The organism is Staphylococcus sp. GDY8P126P (assembly GCF_017891965.1).
GTDB classification, from domain to species: Bacteria; Bacillota; Bacilli; order Staphylococcales; family Staphylococcaceae; genus Staphylococcus; species Staphylococcus saprophyticus.
The window spans coordinates 78,173-94,093 of record NZ_JAESKG010000003.1 but is presented as its reverse complement, the minus strand read 5'-3'; the positions used below and the strand labels follow the sequence as shown (position 1 = coordinate 94,093).

13 protein-coding genes and 3 pseudogenes are annotated in these 15,921 nt (G+C 33.1%); 11 read left to right on the top strand and 5 right to left on the bottom strand.

All coding sequences use genetic code 11. The features are described 5' to 3' along the window. Positions 1-24 precede the first annotated feature (24 nt). Positions 25-822: a MurR/RpiR family transcriptional regulator gene (locus KA893_RS05805; RefSeq protein ID WP_037537659.1), complete on the top strand. Its 798-nt coding sequence runs from the start codon at positions 25-27 to the stop codon at positions 820-822. 84 nt (positions 823-906) lie between these two features. Here the strand turns inward: KA893_RS05805 and KA893_RS05800 are convergent, their stop codons facing one another. Beyond that, on the bottom strand, positions 907-1,779 hold the full coding sequence (locus KA893_RS05800) for an ROK family protein (RefSeq protein ID WP_041079322.1): 873 nt from the start codon (positions 1,777-1,779) through the stop codon (positions 907-909). 260 nt (positions 1,780-2,039) lie between these two features. Between KA893_RS05800 and KA893_RS05795 the strand changes: the two are divergent. From KA893_RS05795 to KA893_RS05770, 6 genes and pseudogenes are all read left to right on the top strand, one after another. Beyond that, positions 2,040-2,921, top strand: a pseudogene (locus tag KA893_RS05795) (N-acetylneuraminate lyase). Positions 2,922-2,946: 25 nt separating this feature from the next. Further along, positions 2,947-4,476 carry a sodium:solute symporter family protein gene (locus KA893_RS05790; RefSeq protein WP_075339887.1) on the top strand — a complete coding sequence of 510 codons (1,530 nt, stop codon included), beginning with the start codon at positions 2,947-2,949 and terminating at the stop codon, positions 4,474-4,476. Between the two features lie 532 nt (positions 4,477-5,008). Then, on the top strand, positions 5,009-5,194 hold the full coding sequence (locus KA893_RS05785) for a helix-turn-helix transcriptional regulator (protein ID WP_069826146.1): 186 nt from the start codon (positions 5,009-5,011) through the stop codon (positions 5,192-5,194). Between the two features lie 123 nt (positions 5,195-5,317). Next, positions 5,318-5,848 carry an NAD(P)H-dependent oxidoreductase gene (locus KA893_RS05780; RefSeq protein ID WP_011302353.1) on the top strand — a complete coding sequence of 177 codons (531 nt, stop codon included), beginning with the start codon at positions 5,318-5,320 and terminating at the stop codon, positions 5,846-5,848. Positions 5,849-6,105: 257 nt separating this feature from the next. Beyond that, positions 6,106-6,912, top strand: a complete 807-nt coding sequence (locus KA893_RS05775) for a Cof-type HAD-IIB family hydrolase (RefSeq protein WP_069826147.1) — start codon at positions 6,106-6,108, stop codon at positions 6,910-6,912. A gap of 93 nt (positions 6,913-7,005) precedes the next feature. After that, a pseudogene (locus KA893_RS05770) lies at positions 7,006-7,665 on the top strand (NAD(P)H-dependent oxidoreductase). A gap of 40 nt (positions 7,666-7,705) precedes the next feature. Here the strand turns inward: KA893_RS05770 and KA893_RS05765 are convergent. The 3 genes and pseudogenes from KA893_RS05765 to KA893_RS05755 form a co-directional block, all read right to left on the bottom strand. Then, a pseudogene (locus KA893_RS05765) lies at positions 7,706-8,125 on the bottom strand (family 1 glycosylhydrolase); the annotation flags it as partial. Continuing rightward, a complete protein-coding gene (locus tag KA893_RS05760; RefSeq protein ID WP_081327054.1) occupies positions 8,049-8,852 on the bottom strand; it encodes a PRD domain-containing protein in 804 nt (267 codons plus the stop codon). The pseudogene KA893_RS05765 and the gene KA893_RS05760, both read right to left, overlap by 77 nt. 190 nt (positions 8,853-9,042) lie before the next feature. Then, positions 9,043-9,852 (bottom strand): VOC family protein, encoded by an 810-nt coding sequence (locus tag KA893_RS05755; protein WP_002482342.1) that lies wholly within the window; start codon positions 9,850-9,852, stop codon positions 9,043-9,045. Between the two features lie 187 nt (positions 9,853-10,039). Between KA893_RS05755 and KA893_RS05750 the strand changes: the two genes are divergently transcribed. From KA893_RS05750 to KA893_RS05740, 3 genes are all read left to right on the top strand, one after another. Then, a complete protein-coding gene (locus tag KA893_RS05750; protein WP_075339883.1) occupies positions 10,040-10,573 on the top strand; it encodes a tubby C-terminal domain-like protein in 534 nt (177 codons plus the stop codon). Positions 10,574-10,807: 234 nt separating this feature from the next. After that, entirely contained in the window at positions 10,808-12,589 is a 1,782-nt protein-coding gene (locus tag KA893_RS05745) for an ABC transporter ATP-binding protein (RefSeq protein ID WP_037537670.1), read from the top strand. Further along, positions 12,582-14,345: an ABC transporter ATP-binding protein gene (locus tag KA893_RS05740; protein ID WP_041079312.1), complete on the top strand. Its 1,764-nt coding sequence runs from the start codon at positions 12,582-12,584 to the stop codon at positions 14,343-14,345. Before KA893_RS05745 ends, KA893_RS05740 begins: the two co-directional genes overlap by 8 nt. 97 nt (positions 14,346-14,442) lie before the next feature. Here KA893_RS05740 and KA893_RS05735 read toward each other — a convergent pair whose 3' ends face one another. Further along, the gene (locus KA893_RS05735; protein WP_172439371.1) at positions 14,443-14,724 is read right to left on the bottom strand and encodes a GNAT family N-acetyltransferase; all 282 of its coding nucleotides are present in this window, start codon (positions 14,722-14,724) and stop codon (positions 14,443-14,445) included. A gap of 174 nt (positions 14,725-14,898) precedes the next feature. Between KA893_RS05735 and KA893_RS05730 the strand changes: the two genes are divergently transcribed. Next, a complete protein-coding gene (locus KA893_RS05730) occupies positions 14,899-15,888 on the top strand; it encodes a metal ABC transporter solute-binding protein, Zn/Mn family (protein WP_075339882.1) in 990 nt (329 codons plus the stop codon). Positions 15,889-15,921: the final 33 nt, after the last annotated feature.

Sequence of the window (15,921 nt, the reverse complement as noted above, 5' to 3'; positions counted from 1 at the left end):
CAAAATTTGGAAGCAGGGGATTATATGAAATTTGAGAATCGCATTCAACGCTATCATCATTTATTTACAAAGACAGACAAACAAATTGTTGAATATATTCAAAGTAATCATTTTGATGATTCATTTTCAACAATCAATTCATTGGCGCATGCGATTGGAACATCGCCAGCAACGATTACGCGCTTTAGTAATAAATTAGACTATGATAATTTCCAAGATTTAAAATTTAATTTACAGCAAGAAATGACGGATAAAGTGATAGAAAATAGTCCGTTGATTCAGCGTATTCATAAATATCATCAAGATATTATCCAACAAACTGGTGAATTTATATCTGATGAAAAAATTCAAAGTTTTGTAAATCAAATCATGAGAAGTAGACAAATTATTTATGCGGGTTTAGGTAGTTCTGGTTTATCTGCGACAGAGTTTTATTACAGAATGATGCGCATGGGATTAAAAGGTAGTGTATCGACAGATGCGCATCAAATGAAAATATTTGGATCATTATTAACAACTTCTGATACATTTGTTGCCATTTCAAATAGTGGGGAAACTGCTGAGTTAATTGCAGCAGCTGAAGTGGCACACGCGCGTGGGGCCTATGTGGTTGCTATAACAAATTACGAAGGTAGTACATTGACGGAATGTGCAGACTTGGTATTAATTACTACGGATCAATCAAGAATCAATGATTCAAGATTTATCAATACACAAATAGCGACACTTTTTTTAATAGATATTGTAAGTTATTTACTGTTAGATGACGATTATATGCATAATGTCTATCAACATACGAAAAAGACAGTGCTGAATGAATAGTATTTTATATGTAGGATGTTGTTACTTAAAAGCGCACTTTATCAAACCATATTTGGTTTTGATAAAGTGCGTTTTTTTAAATTATTAAAATTGTGAAACTGCACCAAATAGTGAAGCATGATTCTTAGTGTGTGTCGTTTTAATTTCGGCATGACCATATTCAGGTGGAAGGAAATTCTGAATTTTAGGAACGATATATTTAAGTAAAGTTTGATCTTGAGCAGAAATCCCTCCACCAATCAGAATTAAACCAGGATCATATATGATTTGTATTTGTGCTAGGCCTTCTGCAACATTAAAGCTCCATTCATTTAGAATATCTAAGGCGAGTTCATTGTCTTGATCCGCCAATTTAAATAGCATTGGCACATCATCGCTATAAGGAAATGATTTGGATTTCATTAAAGATTTAAGTGCTGTTGTAGAAGCGCGTTGTTCAAATGTTAATTGATCTTCAGAGCGATATAATAGGTAGCCAATCTCATTCGCACGATGACGTGTGCCATTGTATAAACCTAAAGTTTGATTATAAAAAGCACCACCAATACCAGTTCCCAAAGTAAGACAAAAAATGTTATCTACATCATATTGATGAAAATAAAGTTCTCCTAATAAAGCCGCATTAACATCATTGTAAATTTTGACATCCGCATTGAGTGATGCTAACAGTTTGGGGAAATTTGTGCCCCTAAAATTCGGAATGGTAGGGCCAGTATAATCAACCACGCCATTGGTTTCATCTATTACACCTGCGCTGGAAATGCCTACATGCAGTGGTGAAAGTTTATAGGTCATTTGAAAATGTTTAACAATGTCATAAACTTTGTCAACGATGTATTCATTTATATTATTCGGTGTGGGTATTTTTTGATAATCTACAAAATTTAAGCCGTTATCTAAAACAGCAGCTTTGATATCAGTGCCTCCGATATCAATTGCGACTTTATAATCCGTCATTTATATTGCCTCCTGTAAGGTATTCAAATATATATGTATCATTTTTAAATTTAAAAGTGTAGCTATAATAACTTTGAAAAATATTTTCATTGAAATTTAGTATAAATGATGAATTTTTTCAAAATACTATTGATACACTCTATGGTAGCGTTTACAATTCGAACTGTAAATAGTATTAAACAAACATTTTTCAACTTGGATAAAGGAACACAGGGTTTTTAACAGAAGAATACTCATAAAAGCAAACGGAGGTTTATTTCATGGAAGATAAATTTAAAGGATTATATGCAGCATTATTAGTACCATTTGATGAAAATGGATAAGTGAAAGAAGAAGGGTTAGCACAAATTGCCAAAAATGCGATTGAGACAGAAAAATTAGATGGCTTATATGTTAATGGTAGTTTAGGTGAGAATTTCTTGCTCAGTAAAGAACAAAAGAAACAAGTCTTCAAAGTCGCAAAAGAAGCGGTCAATGACGATGTGAAAATGATTGCGCAAGTTGGCTCATTAGACTTAAATGAAGCGATTGAACTTGGTAAGTATGCTACAGAACTTGGGTATGATGCGATATCTGCAGTCACACCATTCTATTATCCATTTTCATTTGAAGAAATTAAAGACTATTATTTTGAACTTATTGAAGCTACACAAAATAACTTAATTATTTATGCAATTCCAGATTTAACGGGTGTAAATATTTCGATTGAACAATTTGGTGAACTTTTCAACCATGAAAAAATCATTGGTGTGAAATATACAGCGCCAAACTTCTTCTTATTAGAAAGAATTCGTAAAGCTTTTCCAGATAAATTAATCTTATCAGGATTTGATGAAATGTTAGTTCAAGCAGCAGTATCAGGCGTAGATGGTGCAATTGGTTCAACCTATAATGTCAATGGTGTGCGTGCAAGACAAATATTTGAAAAAGCGCAAAATGGCAATATTGCGGAAGCTTATGAAATTCAACACGAAACCAATAATATTATCGAAAATGTATTATCTATGGGGATTTATTCTACGTTAAAAGAGATTTTAGCATCACGTGGTATTGACGGCGGCGTACCTAAACGTCCATTTAAACCATTTAACGAAGCAAACAGAAGTAAATTAGACAAACTGATTAAAGACTATAATTTATAAGACATCGCGTAAGGGGATGAAGTAAATGCAACAAGTAGGTTTTGGGACGTGGAACTGGGTAGCTGTAATAGTTTATCTCGTATTAATGTTATTGGTGGGTGAGTATTTTACAAAACGAGCAAGTCAAAACACAGATAGTTTCTTTACAGCTAGTGGCCGTTTGCCTTCGTGGGCAGTTGGGTTCTCTATCTATGCAACGACATTAAGTGCGATTACATTTATGTCGACACCAGAAAAAGCATTTTTAACAGATTGGTCTTACATAGCTGGCAATGTCGCTATTGTAGCTATTATTCCATTGTTAATTTATTTTTATGTACCATTCTTTAAAAAATTAAAGGTGACATCAGCTTATGAATATTTAGAAGCACGATTTGGGCCGAGTGTCCGTGTGATTGGGTCGTTGCTATTTGTATTGTTCCATTTAGGAAGGGTAGCTATTGTGATTTATTTACCGACGCTAGCGATTACTGCGGTTTCTGATTTAAATCCTTATGTCGTAGCGAGTCTAGTAGGGATATTGTGTATTCTTTATACATTCCTTGGTGGTTTTGAAGGTGTGGTATGGAGTGACTTCATTCAAGGGGTCATCCTATTAGGTGGTGCTGCAGCAATCATTATCTTGGGCATTGTACATATCAAAGGTGGTATGGGAACTGTAGTGACGGACGCGCTAGATCATAAAAAATTAATCAGTGCAAATAATTGGAAGTTTAATACTGCCGCGGCAGCAATTCCTATTATTTTCTTAGGGAATATATTTAATAATTTGCATCAATATACTGCAAGTCAAGATGTTGTACAACGTTATCAAGCATCTGAATCCATGTCTGAAACGAAGAAATCATTATGGATGAATGGTGTTTTGGCATTGATTTCAGCCCCATTATTTTATGATATGGGGACAATGCTTTATTCCTTCTACACACATGAAAGTGCTTTGCCAGAAGGTTTTAATACATCATCGATTGTACCTTATTTCATACTGACAGAAATGCCATCATTTATTGCCGGATTACTTATTGCAACAATATTTGCAGCTGCACAATCTACAATTTCATCAAGCTTAAATTCAATTTCAGCTTGTTTATCTGTCGATATCAAACATAGATTTTTCGGTAAAGGTAAAGAGAAAGACGAAGTTACTTTTGCTAGATGGATGATTATACTTTCTGGTTTATTTGGATTTGGTATGTCTATCTACTTAATTGCTTCAGATTCTAATGACTTATGGGATTTATTCCTATTAATTACGAGCCTTGTAGGTGTGCCATTCGCGGGTGTATTTGCTGTAGGTATCTTTACGAAACGAACAAATACCCTAGGCGTTATATGCGGTTTGGCGTTAGGTATTATCTTCGCTTATATCTTCAATGGTGTTGGCGGTGGCAATTCGCCATTCTTTGTATCCATTATTTCATTCCTAGTTGCATTTATCTTCTCTTATCTAATCAGTATTGTAATACCTGGTAAGAAAAAAGATATTGTTGGCTTAACTATTTTTGATATTAAAGAAAAATCAAATTACGTTTCTAAAATACATGTGAAGAAATAGATAAGTAAAGCTTATCAGTGTAGTACACACTGGTAAGCTTTTTATTGTAATTTATTTTTTAATTAGCAATTAAATATGCGAAGAATCTCAAGATAGAAAATGTAAAATAAATTTGACATTTTCTAGTAGGATAGTTATATTAAAAATGTAAAAAACCTTTGACATTTAGGATAGTTATATTAAAAATGTAAAAAACCTTTGACATTTAGGATTGTTAAATATGAATATTCTACTATTTGGACTTGGTTTACCAATAAATTTTTACCAAAAGAAACTTTAAACCAACACAAAGGTAGATCGAAATATGATGAAAGACAAAGTAAAATGTTTGTAGAAATACTAGCTAAAAGTTTTATTTGGCTCGTGTACTGTTTGTTGTTTATATTTATACTAAGAACCTTTGGTTGGTTTGATATGGATGGAGCATTAATATCGACATATCCTGAAATTATATTCTTGGTTATTGGTCTATTTCTACTACTATTTAATTATTTAACTATGCGTTCAAAGTACACTTTTAAGGATTGATTAAATGAAAAATAAAATTAAAATATATAGAAAACGTACTGGCGTTTCTCAAGAAAATTTGAGTGAAAAATTGGGAGTATCAAGGCAAACAATCAATGCTATAGAAAATGATAAATATGACCCTTCATTGTCATTAGCATTTAAACTCGCGAAGTTATTTGATGTGACAGTAGATGAACTTTTTTCTTGAAATAAATATGAAAAAATAAATAATTTTAAAAAGATTTAGTTAAATTAGGCAAAAAATTTTCAATTTGAGTCATATGCGATTAATATATACTTATTAAATTTAAAAAAGTGAGGTACTGACCAAATGTCTACATTAGTCATTATTGCACATCCAGATATTAGCAATTCAACTGTGAATAAGCATTGGAGAGATGCACTTTCTAAGATAGGTGAGTCTGTCACAGTACATGAAATCTATCCAGAATATCCACATGGCAAAATTGATATCGAAAAAGAACAAAAACTGATAGAAGCGCATGATCATATTATTTTTCAATATCCATTATATTGGTATAGTTCTCCACCATTAATGAAACAGTACTTAGATGAAGTCTTTACACATGGTTGGGCATATGGGTCTAAAGGAGACGCCTTAAAAGGAAAGAATATAGGATTGGCGATTTCTATTGGGTCAATAGCAGAAGCCTATACACCAGAAGGTAATGTGAAATTTACAATTGATGAATTAGTGAGTCCGATGATTGCAACGACACGATTTGTATCTGCAAACTATGTTGGTGCGCATAAGCTATACAGTGCATTTACTATTGCGCCTAGTCAATTAGAAGAGAATACGCAAGATTATTTGAACTTTATTCAATCATTAAACAAGTAATTAAAGATAATCTAAGACAAATTTTTTCGTTTATGGTTATATTTAACATGATTGAATTGAAGCGGTAAAGTATAGGTATTTATAATATGGTTTCATACCTACAGGGTGGAACAAGCGAAATCTTATTAAAAGAGATTGCTGTTTGACTCTGTTTTTTTATGAATTCAGCTATTATGTAAGGGATTTACTTTGAATCAAACTACAATATCGATATAATAATAGATAAACATATAAATTGAAAGATTTGAGGGGACACTATGATAAAAGCAATTGCAGTTGATATGGATGGTACATTTTTAAATACGCAAAAAACATACGATGAAGAACGATTTGAACGTATATTTCAGCAATTAAAAACGCAGCAGATTAAGTTTATAGCTGCTAGTGGTAACCAATATGCGAAATTGAAATCAATTTTCGGAGAACGAGCGATGTACTTTGTGGCAGAAAATGGTGCGGTTATTTATGAAGGGGATAAATTATATGATTATCAAACATTCGATAGAGACTTTTATCAGCAAGTGGTAGATTATTTAAATATTGAAAGAGGTATCAATAACTTAATTGTATGCGGATTAAGTAGTGCCTATATTTTAAAGGAAAATCCTGAGTCGTTTAAAAAAGATGCACATTTTTATTATCGTCAATTAGAAGAAATTCATTCTTTACAACACTTACCCGAAGATGAGTATGTGAAGATAGCATTTAACATAAACCGTGTGACGCATCCTACACTTGATGAGGATCTTAAAGCGCGTTTTAATGGTAAGTTAGAATTTGTATCTAGTGGACATGATAGTATTGATATCATTATCCCTGGTGTAACAAAAGGGAACGCATTAAAACGTTTATTGAACACATGGCAACTCGACGCGTCAGAATTAATGGCGTTTGGTGATGCAAATAATGATTTAGATATGTTGCTATTAGCCGAGCATAGTTATGTGATGGAGAATAGTGAAGATCATTCGTTGTTTGAAGCAGCAAAACATGTGGCACCCTCGAATGATAAGCAAGGTGTGTTAAGCGTGATTGAATCCGAAGTATTAAACAAACCGATTTGATTGTGTTATAAAACATATTGTTTTAATACGAATTTCAAAATTGCTACACTACATATATAAATGATTAATTTGAAAGGTAGGTTTCAAAAAGTGATAACTCAAATGCAACAAACGATTTTAGATGCTTTTAATTTTAGACATGCAACAAAACGCTTTGATGCAAACAAAAAAATTTCAGAGAGTGATTTTAATACAATTTTAGAAACGGGGAGACTTTCGCCCAGTTCACTAGGCTTAGAGCCTTGGAGATTTGTAGTTATTTAAAATCGTGAAATTAGAGATAAACTTAAAGCAATCAGTTGGGGTGCACAAGGGCAACTTGATACAGCAAGTCATTTTGTATTAATTTTAGCACGCAAAAATGTAACTTCACAATCAGATTACGTACAACATATGATAAGAAATGTAAAAAAATATAGTGAAGCGAGCATTCCAGCTACAGAAAAGAAATTTGATGATTTTCAAACTAACTTTCACATTAATGACAATGACCAATCTTTATTAGATTGGGCGAGAAAACAGACTTATATTGCACTGGGTAACATGATGACAAGTGCAGCATTATTAAATATCGATTCATGTCCAATAGAAGGCTTTGATTTAGATGCGGTCACACAATTTTTAACTGATGAAGGCATTATAGACGAAGCGCATTTTGCGCCATCTGTTATGGTGGCTTTTGGTTATAGAGAAACGGAACCGAAAGATAAAGTACGCCAAACACAAGATGATATCGTAGAATGGTTAGAATAAATGAAGAAAAGCTTGGTGCAGTTGCACCAAGCTTTTTATATTATAAATCACGTGCATTCGATTGAATTAAAGCTTTATACCAGTCAAAAGAATCTTTTTTAATACGTTTTTTAGTACCTTGACCGTAATCATCTTGATCTACATAAATGAAGCCATAGCGTTTAGTCATTTCACTCGTTGACATTGATACTAAATCAATAGGCCCCCATGCAAGGTAACCCATTAAATCAACGCCATCTTCAACGGCTCTTTTTGCTTCAGCAATATGTTTTTGTAAATAATCAATGCGATAATTATCATGAATTTGGCCATCTTCAATAGTGTCTTTTGCACCTAACCCATTTTCAACAATGAATAACGGTTTATTATAACGGTCCCACAATTCATTTAAGACGATTCTGAGTCCGATTGGATCGATTTGCCAGCCCCAATGGGATGCTTCTAAGTAAGGATATTTTATCTACACATGCATCGGATTTCACATGTTTTTGTTGCAATACTTGTAGCAATGATTCATCAGTCACTTCGTTTAGTGACTCATGGTTAATTAACCTTTGGCTGAAAAATTTGAGGTGAGTCATAAATCTGGAGTAGCTTAGGGCATCTTCATTAATGTGTAAATTAAAGTGATAGCGCACAATATCTAAAATACTTTTGGTAATCTTTGTGATTTCATATATATTTGCGATATTTTCATCCATACTTGCGTTGACAATATGCATAGCAATAAATCCAGCCTCATCTTTAGGTAACTGAATATCAAAGCGGCGGTTAATGGTCTCAACTGCGTTTATTGATAAATCATATTCTTTAGGATAGAGTCTGTTGATTTCGTATAATAATGGATTTTTAATAATGTGACCTTCTCTGGTTCTTTTAATAGCGTAATCTATGTGGTCCGTTAGTGATAGGTAAATAGATTCTGACATAGGTTTTTCATAAAGCTGATTGGCTTTGATAATAATATCTTGAGTCGTTAATAAGACATTTTGATCGATTTCATTAAGTAACGTAAGCATACGTTCTTGTTCTTCGCTTGTGAGTCTAAAAACTTTATCAATTTTGTCTTTTTCTAGCTCTTGACCATTTTGTTTGCCACAGGGAATCCCTTTTCCCATGACGATACGTTCTTCATTGTTAATCTTTGAAATAACCACATTGTTATTCAGTATTTTAGTAATTTTCATAATAAATATAACATCCCTTATTTATTAACTTAGTAATAAAAATGATTATATATTTAATATAGAGTAGATGTTTATCATAAGTCAAAAAGAAACGCCGATATCGTTTCTGAAAACAATAAAAAGCAGTGCGCATTCAACTTGAATGAACACTGCTTTTGCAATCAATGTCATAACATCTTCCTAGCATCAATTAGTCTTTATCAGCAACGAGTTGTGTATTGCTATGAACTAAAATTTCGAAACCTTCTGGTCCAATAAATTGTGTTTCTTGTGCATTTGGTTTATATATTTCTATATGTGTTAAGCCTAAACTTTGGCTATTGTTTTGGCGTAATATATTGGATTGCCAAGTATTAAAAGCAATGTGGTGGTGGTAATGATTAGTTGACATAAATACAGCCTGTGGTAAATCAGAAACGTGGTCTAAGCCGAGTTCGTCGAGATAATAATGACGGGATTGACCTATATCAGCAGCTTTTAAGTGTAGGTGACCAATTTTTGCATCATCTGGCATACCTTGCCATCCATTTTCACTTCTTTGTTCAACTAAGTCATTCGCATCGACTTCGAGCGTGTCCATCTTCACTTTATTGTCATTCCAAATCCAACCTGCTTTAGGTCTATCATAATAAATTTCAATCCCATTACCTTCAGGGTCTGCAAAATAAAGCGCCTCACTGACAAGGTGATCGCCACCGCCAACTTGAACACCTGTACTTGCAGCATGATATAAGAAATTACCGAGATCTTGACGCGTAGGTAATAAGAGCGCCATGTGAAATAGTCCTGATTCTCTCATAGAGGGACGACGTCCGTTTTCTATTTCATTTAGTGTTAGCGTATGTCCATGTGCGCCGACATTAAAGGTAACGGCATGATTTGTTTCGTGTTTAATAGTTAACCCTAAAATTTGTGTGTAGAATTTAATCATATTTTTCAAATCTGAGACGTTTAATGTGATATTTGTTACTTGCGTTGCATTTTTATCGTGGAAAGTCATAATTTAGCTCCTTATTCATTGCATGTATTTATAATTATTACAAGTTGAATTCTAGTATAAAAAATATACTGAGTCAATACACAAAGCTTGGAAAGTATAAAAAATATATTTGGTGGCATTAAAATATTCATTTTTGTAAAATGGGTATAACACAATGTTTTAAATCCAAAAGAATAGGATGTTATAGATGACACACTATTATTTTAAAGAAAACTTTTTCAATGCTTCTAGATCAGCGATAGAAATTTATAATGATAAAGAAGATGTAGTGTTTACCATCGAACTGTTTTATACGTCGGCTGTACAACTAACAATGGCATATTTAGGTAATAACAAGCAGAACTTTGAGATTACAGATGGTCAAGATACCTATCGTGTGTTGCAAGAGGGTGCTATTAAAACACCTTTTAAGACAGTCTGGACAGTTGAAAAGAATAATCAACCCATAGGCCTATTTCGTTCAAAAATGGGGCTCAAACCAACTATGTATTTTGAAGGGACTCAAGGAGGTATAATAAAATTTCAGTCAGGATTTTTTTCGAGAAGTGTAAAGGTGACAAAGCGTAATCAAGAAATTACGCAAACAAAATCAGAGCGATTTAAATTTGCTTCCAGGCACGATGTGTATATAGAAACGGAAACATATCATCCGGCTATGTTAATACTATTGTTCCAAGTGTTTTATGAATTTCAGGAAAAACAACGTAAAAATGCAAACTAGGTTAACAATAGCATAATACAAAGCTAGAACTTGAGATATGGCAAATGTCTCAAGTTCATTTTTTAAATTCAATGGAAATCTGTGGATAGTTAGTGTGTAATATATCCATTCTATTTACAGATGTTAAGTTGTGGTAAAATATGAGACACGTATTGTATGGACTGATATAAAGCATGGATGTCCATAATAGTTGATAGATTTGTTATTAAATCATGATTTTATGGAGGTGGCGTGATGAAAGTATTCTTGAAATTAGGTTGGTTTTTTAAACAACAAAAAACGAGTTATCTCATAGGCTTAGGCACCTTATTGTTAATCGCATTAATTGAAATTGTACCGCCTCAAATCATTGGTCGTACAATTGATGAGATGACTTCTAATAGATTAACGCCTCGATTATTAGCCATTTATTTATTCATACTTGTTATTACTGCAATATTAACTTATGTTCTCAGATATGTATGGAGATTATCTATATTTGGAACAAGTCAAAAATTAGGTAAGATATTAAGGACCTATCTATATAAAAAATATACAGAAATGAGTGCTATCTTTTTCCAAAATAGAAGAACGGGTGATCTGATGGCACATGCTACGAATGATATCAGAGCTGTTCAAAATGCTGCAGGTGCAGGTATTTTAATGATTGCAGATTCGTTGATAACTGGTGGCACAGTCATTATCACGATGGCAACAACAGTCAGTTGGAAATTAACGTTAATTGCCATGATTCCACTTCCATTTATGGTATTGCTTACCAGCATTTATGGTTCGCTACTAAGTAAAGGATTTAAAAAAGCACAAGCTGCGTTTAGTAAACTAAATGATAAGACACAAGAGAGTGTGGCAGGTATTAAAGTAACTAAAACATTTGGCTATGAACCAAGTGATCAGGCGGATTTTAAGCATTTAAGTGATGATGTTGTTGCGAAAAATTTGAAAGTATCAAAAATAGATGCACTTTTTGATCCGACGATTACTTTAGTCATAGGTATGAGTTATTTCTTATCAATTGCATTCGGTGCGCAGATGGTTTTTCATAATGATATCAGCTTGGGGCAGTTAATCACATTTAATACATATCTTGGCATGCTGGTATGGCCTTTACTAGCGCTAGGCCTGTTTTTTAATATTGTCCAAAGAGCTAAAGCATCATATGAACGTATTGAGGAAATTGGCGAACTACCTAATGATATCGATACTTCATATGTCATTGATGAACGTCCTCAAGGGGATATAAGGTTTAATATAAATCAGTTTCATTTCCCGGGTAATGAGGATCAAGGTATTTATGATATTCATTTTACAATTAAAGAAGGTTCTACAGTTGGTATTGTTGGTCGTACAGGTTCAGGTAAGAGTGCATTAATTAGGTTATTATTACGAGAATTTGATACACAACACGCTCAAGATATTGAATTTGGTGGACATCCCATTCGTGATTACAATGTTGAGTCATTAAGAGCTCAATTTGGTTATGTGCCACAAGAACATTTTTTATTTTCAACAACCATACGTAATAATATTGCATTTAGTAATGAAACGATTGACGATGAGAAAATATTTGAAGCTAGCAAGCTTAGTCACATTCACGATGATATCATGCAATTTTCTAAAGATTACCAAACCGTAGTAGGCGAACGTGGTGTATCGTTATCAGGTGGTCAAAAGCAACGTGTTTCTATTGCACGTGCGCTACTCGTTAATCCAGAAATACTCATTTTAGATGATTCATTATCAGCAGTAGATGCACAAACAGAAGAAGCCATATTAGAAAATTTGGAACATCTGAGAAGCGGTAAGACCAATATTATAACGGCACATAGAATGAGTGCTGTAAAACACGCCGATTTAATTATAGTAATGAATGAAGGCCGTATCATCGAGCGTGGTAATCACGCAACACTGATGAGTAAAAAAGGTTGGTATTATGATACTTACCAGGCTCAAGCATTACAAGAGCAACTGTCTCGCAACTTGGATAGTCTAACGAAAGGGGATGGTGAAAATGACTGAAAATGCTAATCTAACAGCAAAAGATCAAGGTAGCGCACTCATTAGGTTATTTAAATACACCTTACCCTATAAATGGATTATTGTTTTGGCCTTTATTACGCTCATATTATCAACGATTGCTAGTATGATGACACCTTATATGGTGAAAATTTTCATCGATGATTATTTAACACCACGCCATTTTCCTAAAGAGACAATGGTATGGTTGATTGTTATTTTTATTAGCATACAGTTGATTGGCGCTATCACCCTTTACTTTAGCCAATATTTATTTCAATATTTAGCATTTAAAGTAATTCAACAATTAAGGATTGATGCATTTAATAAGCTGGGTAAATTAGGTATGAGATACTTTGATAAAGTACCTGGTGGTAGCATTGTTTCTCGACTTACAAATGATACAGAAACGATTGTTGATATGATTGTAGGTGTTTTTTCCACATTTATAATGGCATTCTTTATGATGATTTCAAGTTACATCATGATGTTTGTGTTAGATGTCAAATTAGCTTTAATTGCGCTCATTTTTTTACCTATCATAATGATAATATTAGCAAGTTATAGAAAGTATTCTGCTTTTTTATTTTCAAAGTCAAGACAACGGTTATCTGATTTAAATTCGAAGTTAGCGGAATCTATAGAAGGCATGAAAATTATCCAAGCCTTTAATCAAGAACGCCGATTAAATAAAGAATTTAATAAGATTAATGATGAACATTATCAATATATGTTAAAAACTGTTAAATTAGATAGTCTTTTACTTCGCCCTGCAATCAGTTCTATTTCAATTTTTGCGGTTGTAATGATTCTTGGATACTTTGGAGTAATCAGCTTTACTACTGGCATCACTGCAGGTGTGGTGTTTGCTTTTGTACAATATATGGAACGTTTTTTTGAACCTATCAATCAAGTAAGTCAAAATTTAAATATACTGCAACAAGCGCTGGTTTCAGCAAGTAGAGTGTTTGCACTCATCGATGATGATACGTATGAACCACAACAAGAAGCAAACAATGACAATGCTATTGAGACCGGTGAAATCGAGTTCGACAATGTGAGCTTTAGTTATGACGGAGAAACAGACGTGTTAAAAAACATTAGTTTGACCGCGAAACCAGGAGAAATGATTGCACTTGTCGGTCATACAGGTTCTGGTAAAAGTTCTATCATCAATCTCTTCATGCGTTTCTATGAATTCAATCGCGGTGATATTAAAATAGACGGCAATTCAATTAAAAAGATACCAAAAACAGAATTGAAAGAAAAAATTGGCTTGGTTTTACAAGATGCCTTTATGTTCTATGGCACGATAGCTTCAAATATTAAACTTTATCATCCTTCAATGACATTTGAACAAGTGAAAGCAGCAGCAGAGTTTGTTCATGCAAATCATTTTATTGAAAAACTGCCAAATCAATATCAACATAAAGTGATTGAGAAAGGTAGCGCATTTTCAAGTGGTGAAAGACAGTTGATTGCTTTTGCAAGAACAATTGCAACAAATCCTAAAATCCTAATTTTAGATGAAGCCACAGCGAATATAGATTCAGAAACAGAGGAACAAATCCAACAATCTTTGAATAAAATGAGAAAAGGCCGTACGACATTAGCGATTGCCCACCGATTATCTACAATTCAAGATGCTGATCAAATATTTGTATTAAATAAAGGGGAAATTGTTGAACGTGGTACGCATGCACAATTGATAGCACAAAAAGGTATTTATCATAATATGTATTTATTACAGAATGGATAAAACTGTTATCATAATTAATTTAAATATAAGTATAGGCATAGGATGACGAGTGTGAAACTCGATGTCCTATGCCTATATTAATAGGTCCAATGTTTGATTAACCGACATACACATCTTGATATTCATCATGTTTTTCAATAACGCTTTTAGCAAATGGACATGTAGCAGATACTTTTAAATTATTGTCACGTGCGTAATCAACAACAGCTTTAACTAACTGAGAACCAATACCTTGGCCACCCATTTCTTCTGGTACACCAGTGTGGTCAATATCGATTTGATTATCATTTTGTTGGTTAAAAGTAATTTGAGCTTGTGGATTATTTTCGTCATCACCAATGTAAAATTTGTTTGTACCTTGTTTAATTTCAGCCATAATATCGCTCCTTAATTTTTGTCTATAGTTATTAAATATCACATTTTAGCGACTATTAAACAATTTGTGATTGAATGAAATGAGAAGAAATGTAATAGATTGAGTTAAAAGCATTGAAATATTGCAAAAATAAGTTTATAGTTTTAACGAAATAATTTCGATTTGGAGGGGCGTTTTTTGAAGAAAAGTATAATAATCATGCTGACATGTGTAATGATGATTACATTAAGTGCGTGTGGTAACATCAATAAAAGTGAGAAAAAAGACGTCAGTACAAATAATAAACTTAAAATATATACAACAGCTTTTGCTTTTCAAAGTTTTACGGAGCAAATTGGTGGCAAATATGTAGATGTTGAATCAATTTATCCGCCTGGCGCAGATATGCATTCTTTTGAGCCAACACAAAAAGAAATGGTGAATATTGCTAAGAGCGATTTATTTATTTATTCTAATCAAGATATGGATCCTGTCGCTAAAAAAATTGCGGGCTCAATCAATAATGAGCATCTAAAATTACCTGTAGCAGCGAATTTAAAGCAAGCTGATTTATTATCAAATCATGAACATGACCATGAGCACGAAGGACACGAAGCGCATGAAGAACACGATGAACATGAAGGGCATGATCACGAAGAGGGTAGCAAAGATCCACATATTTGGCTAGACCCAGTTCTAAACAAAAAGATGGTGAAAGCGATTAAGGATGACTTAGTGAAAAAAGATTCACGCCATAAAGCATATTATGAAAAACGTTATAAACAACTTATTGCTGATTTGGATGATATTAATCATGAAATGAAAGATATTACTTCAAATCCTAAACGAGATACAGTAGTGATTTCGCATGATTCTATTGGTTATTTAGCCAATCGTTATGGATTTAAGCAAGAAGGTGTCAGTGGTATGAATAATGAAGAACCTAGTCAAAGGGATTTAATGGCTATTGTTAAGCGCATTGATGATACAAAACAACCATATGTGCTTTATGAACAAAACATCTCTTCTAAAGTAACAGATGTTATTCAGAAAGAATCTAACACAACACCGCTTAGCTTGCACAATATGGCTACACTATCTAAAAAAGAAATGAATGATAAAGATATAACCTATCAATCACTTATGAAAGAAAATATTAAATCATTGGATAAAGCATTAAATCATTAATTAGAAAAAGGCGCGCATAACCATTTATGAACT

Bases quoted from the DNA above. Each gene is read 5' to 3' on its own strand.
- KA893_RS05805 (WP_037537659.1), top strand. From the start codon at position 25: ATGAAATTTGAGAATCGCATTCAACGCTATCATCATTTATTTACAAAG.
- KA893_RS05800 (WP_041079322.1), bottom strand. From the start codon at position 1,779: ATGACGGATTATAAAGTCGCAATTGATATCGGAGGCACTGATATCAAA.
- KA893_RS05790 (WP_075339887.1), top strand. From the start codon at position 2,947: ATGCAACAAGTAGGTTTTGGGACGTGGAACTGGGTAGCTGTAATAGTT.
- KA893_RS05785 (WP_069826146.1), top strand. From the start codon at position 5,009: ATGAAAAATAAAATTAAAATATATAGAAAACGTACTGGCGTTTCTCAA.
- KA893_RS05780 (WP_011302353.1), top strand. From the start codon at position 5,318: ATGTCTACATTAGTCATTATTGCACATCCAGATATTAGCAATTCAACT.
- KA893_RS05775 (WP_069826147.1), top strand. From the start codon at position 6,106: ATGATAAAAGCAATTGCAGTTGATATGGATGGTACATTTTTAAATACG.
- KA893_RS05760 (WP_081327054.1), bottom strand. From the start codon at position 8,852: ATGAAAATTACTAAAATACTGAATAACAATGTGGTTATTTCAAAGATT.
- KA893_RS05755 (WP_002482342.1), bottom strand. From the start codon at position 9,852: ATGACTTTCCACGATAAAAATGCAACGCAAGTAACAAATATCACATTA.
- KA893_RS05750 (WP_075339883.1), top strand. From the start codon at position 10,040: ATGACACACTATTATTTTAAAGAAAACTTTTTCAATGCTTCTAGATCA.
- KA893_RS05745 (WP_037537670.1), top strand. From the start codon at position 10,808: ATGAAAGTATTCTTGAAATTAGGTTGGTTTTTTAAACAACAAAAAACG.
- KA893_RS05740 (WP_041079312.1), top strand. From the start codon at position 12,582: ATGACTGAAAATGCTAATCTAACAGCAAAAGATCAAGGTAGCGCACTC.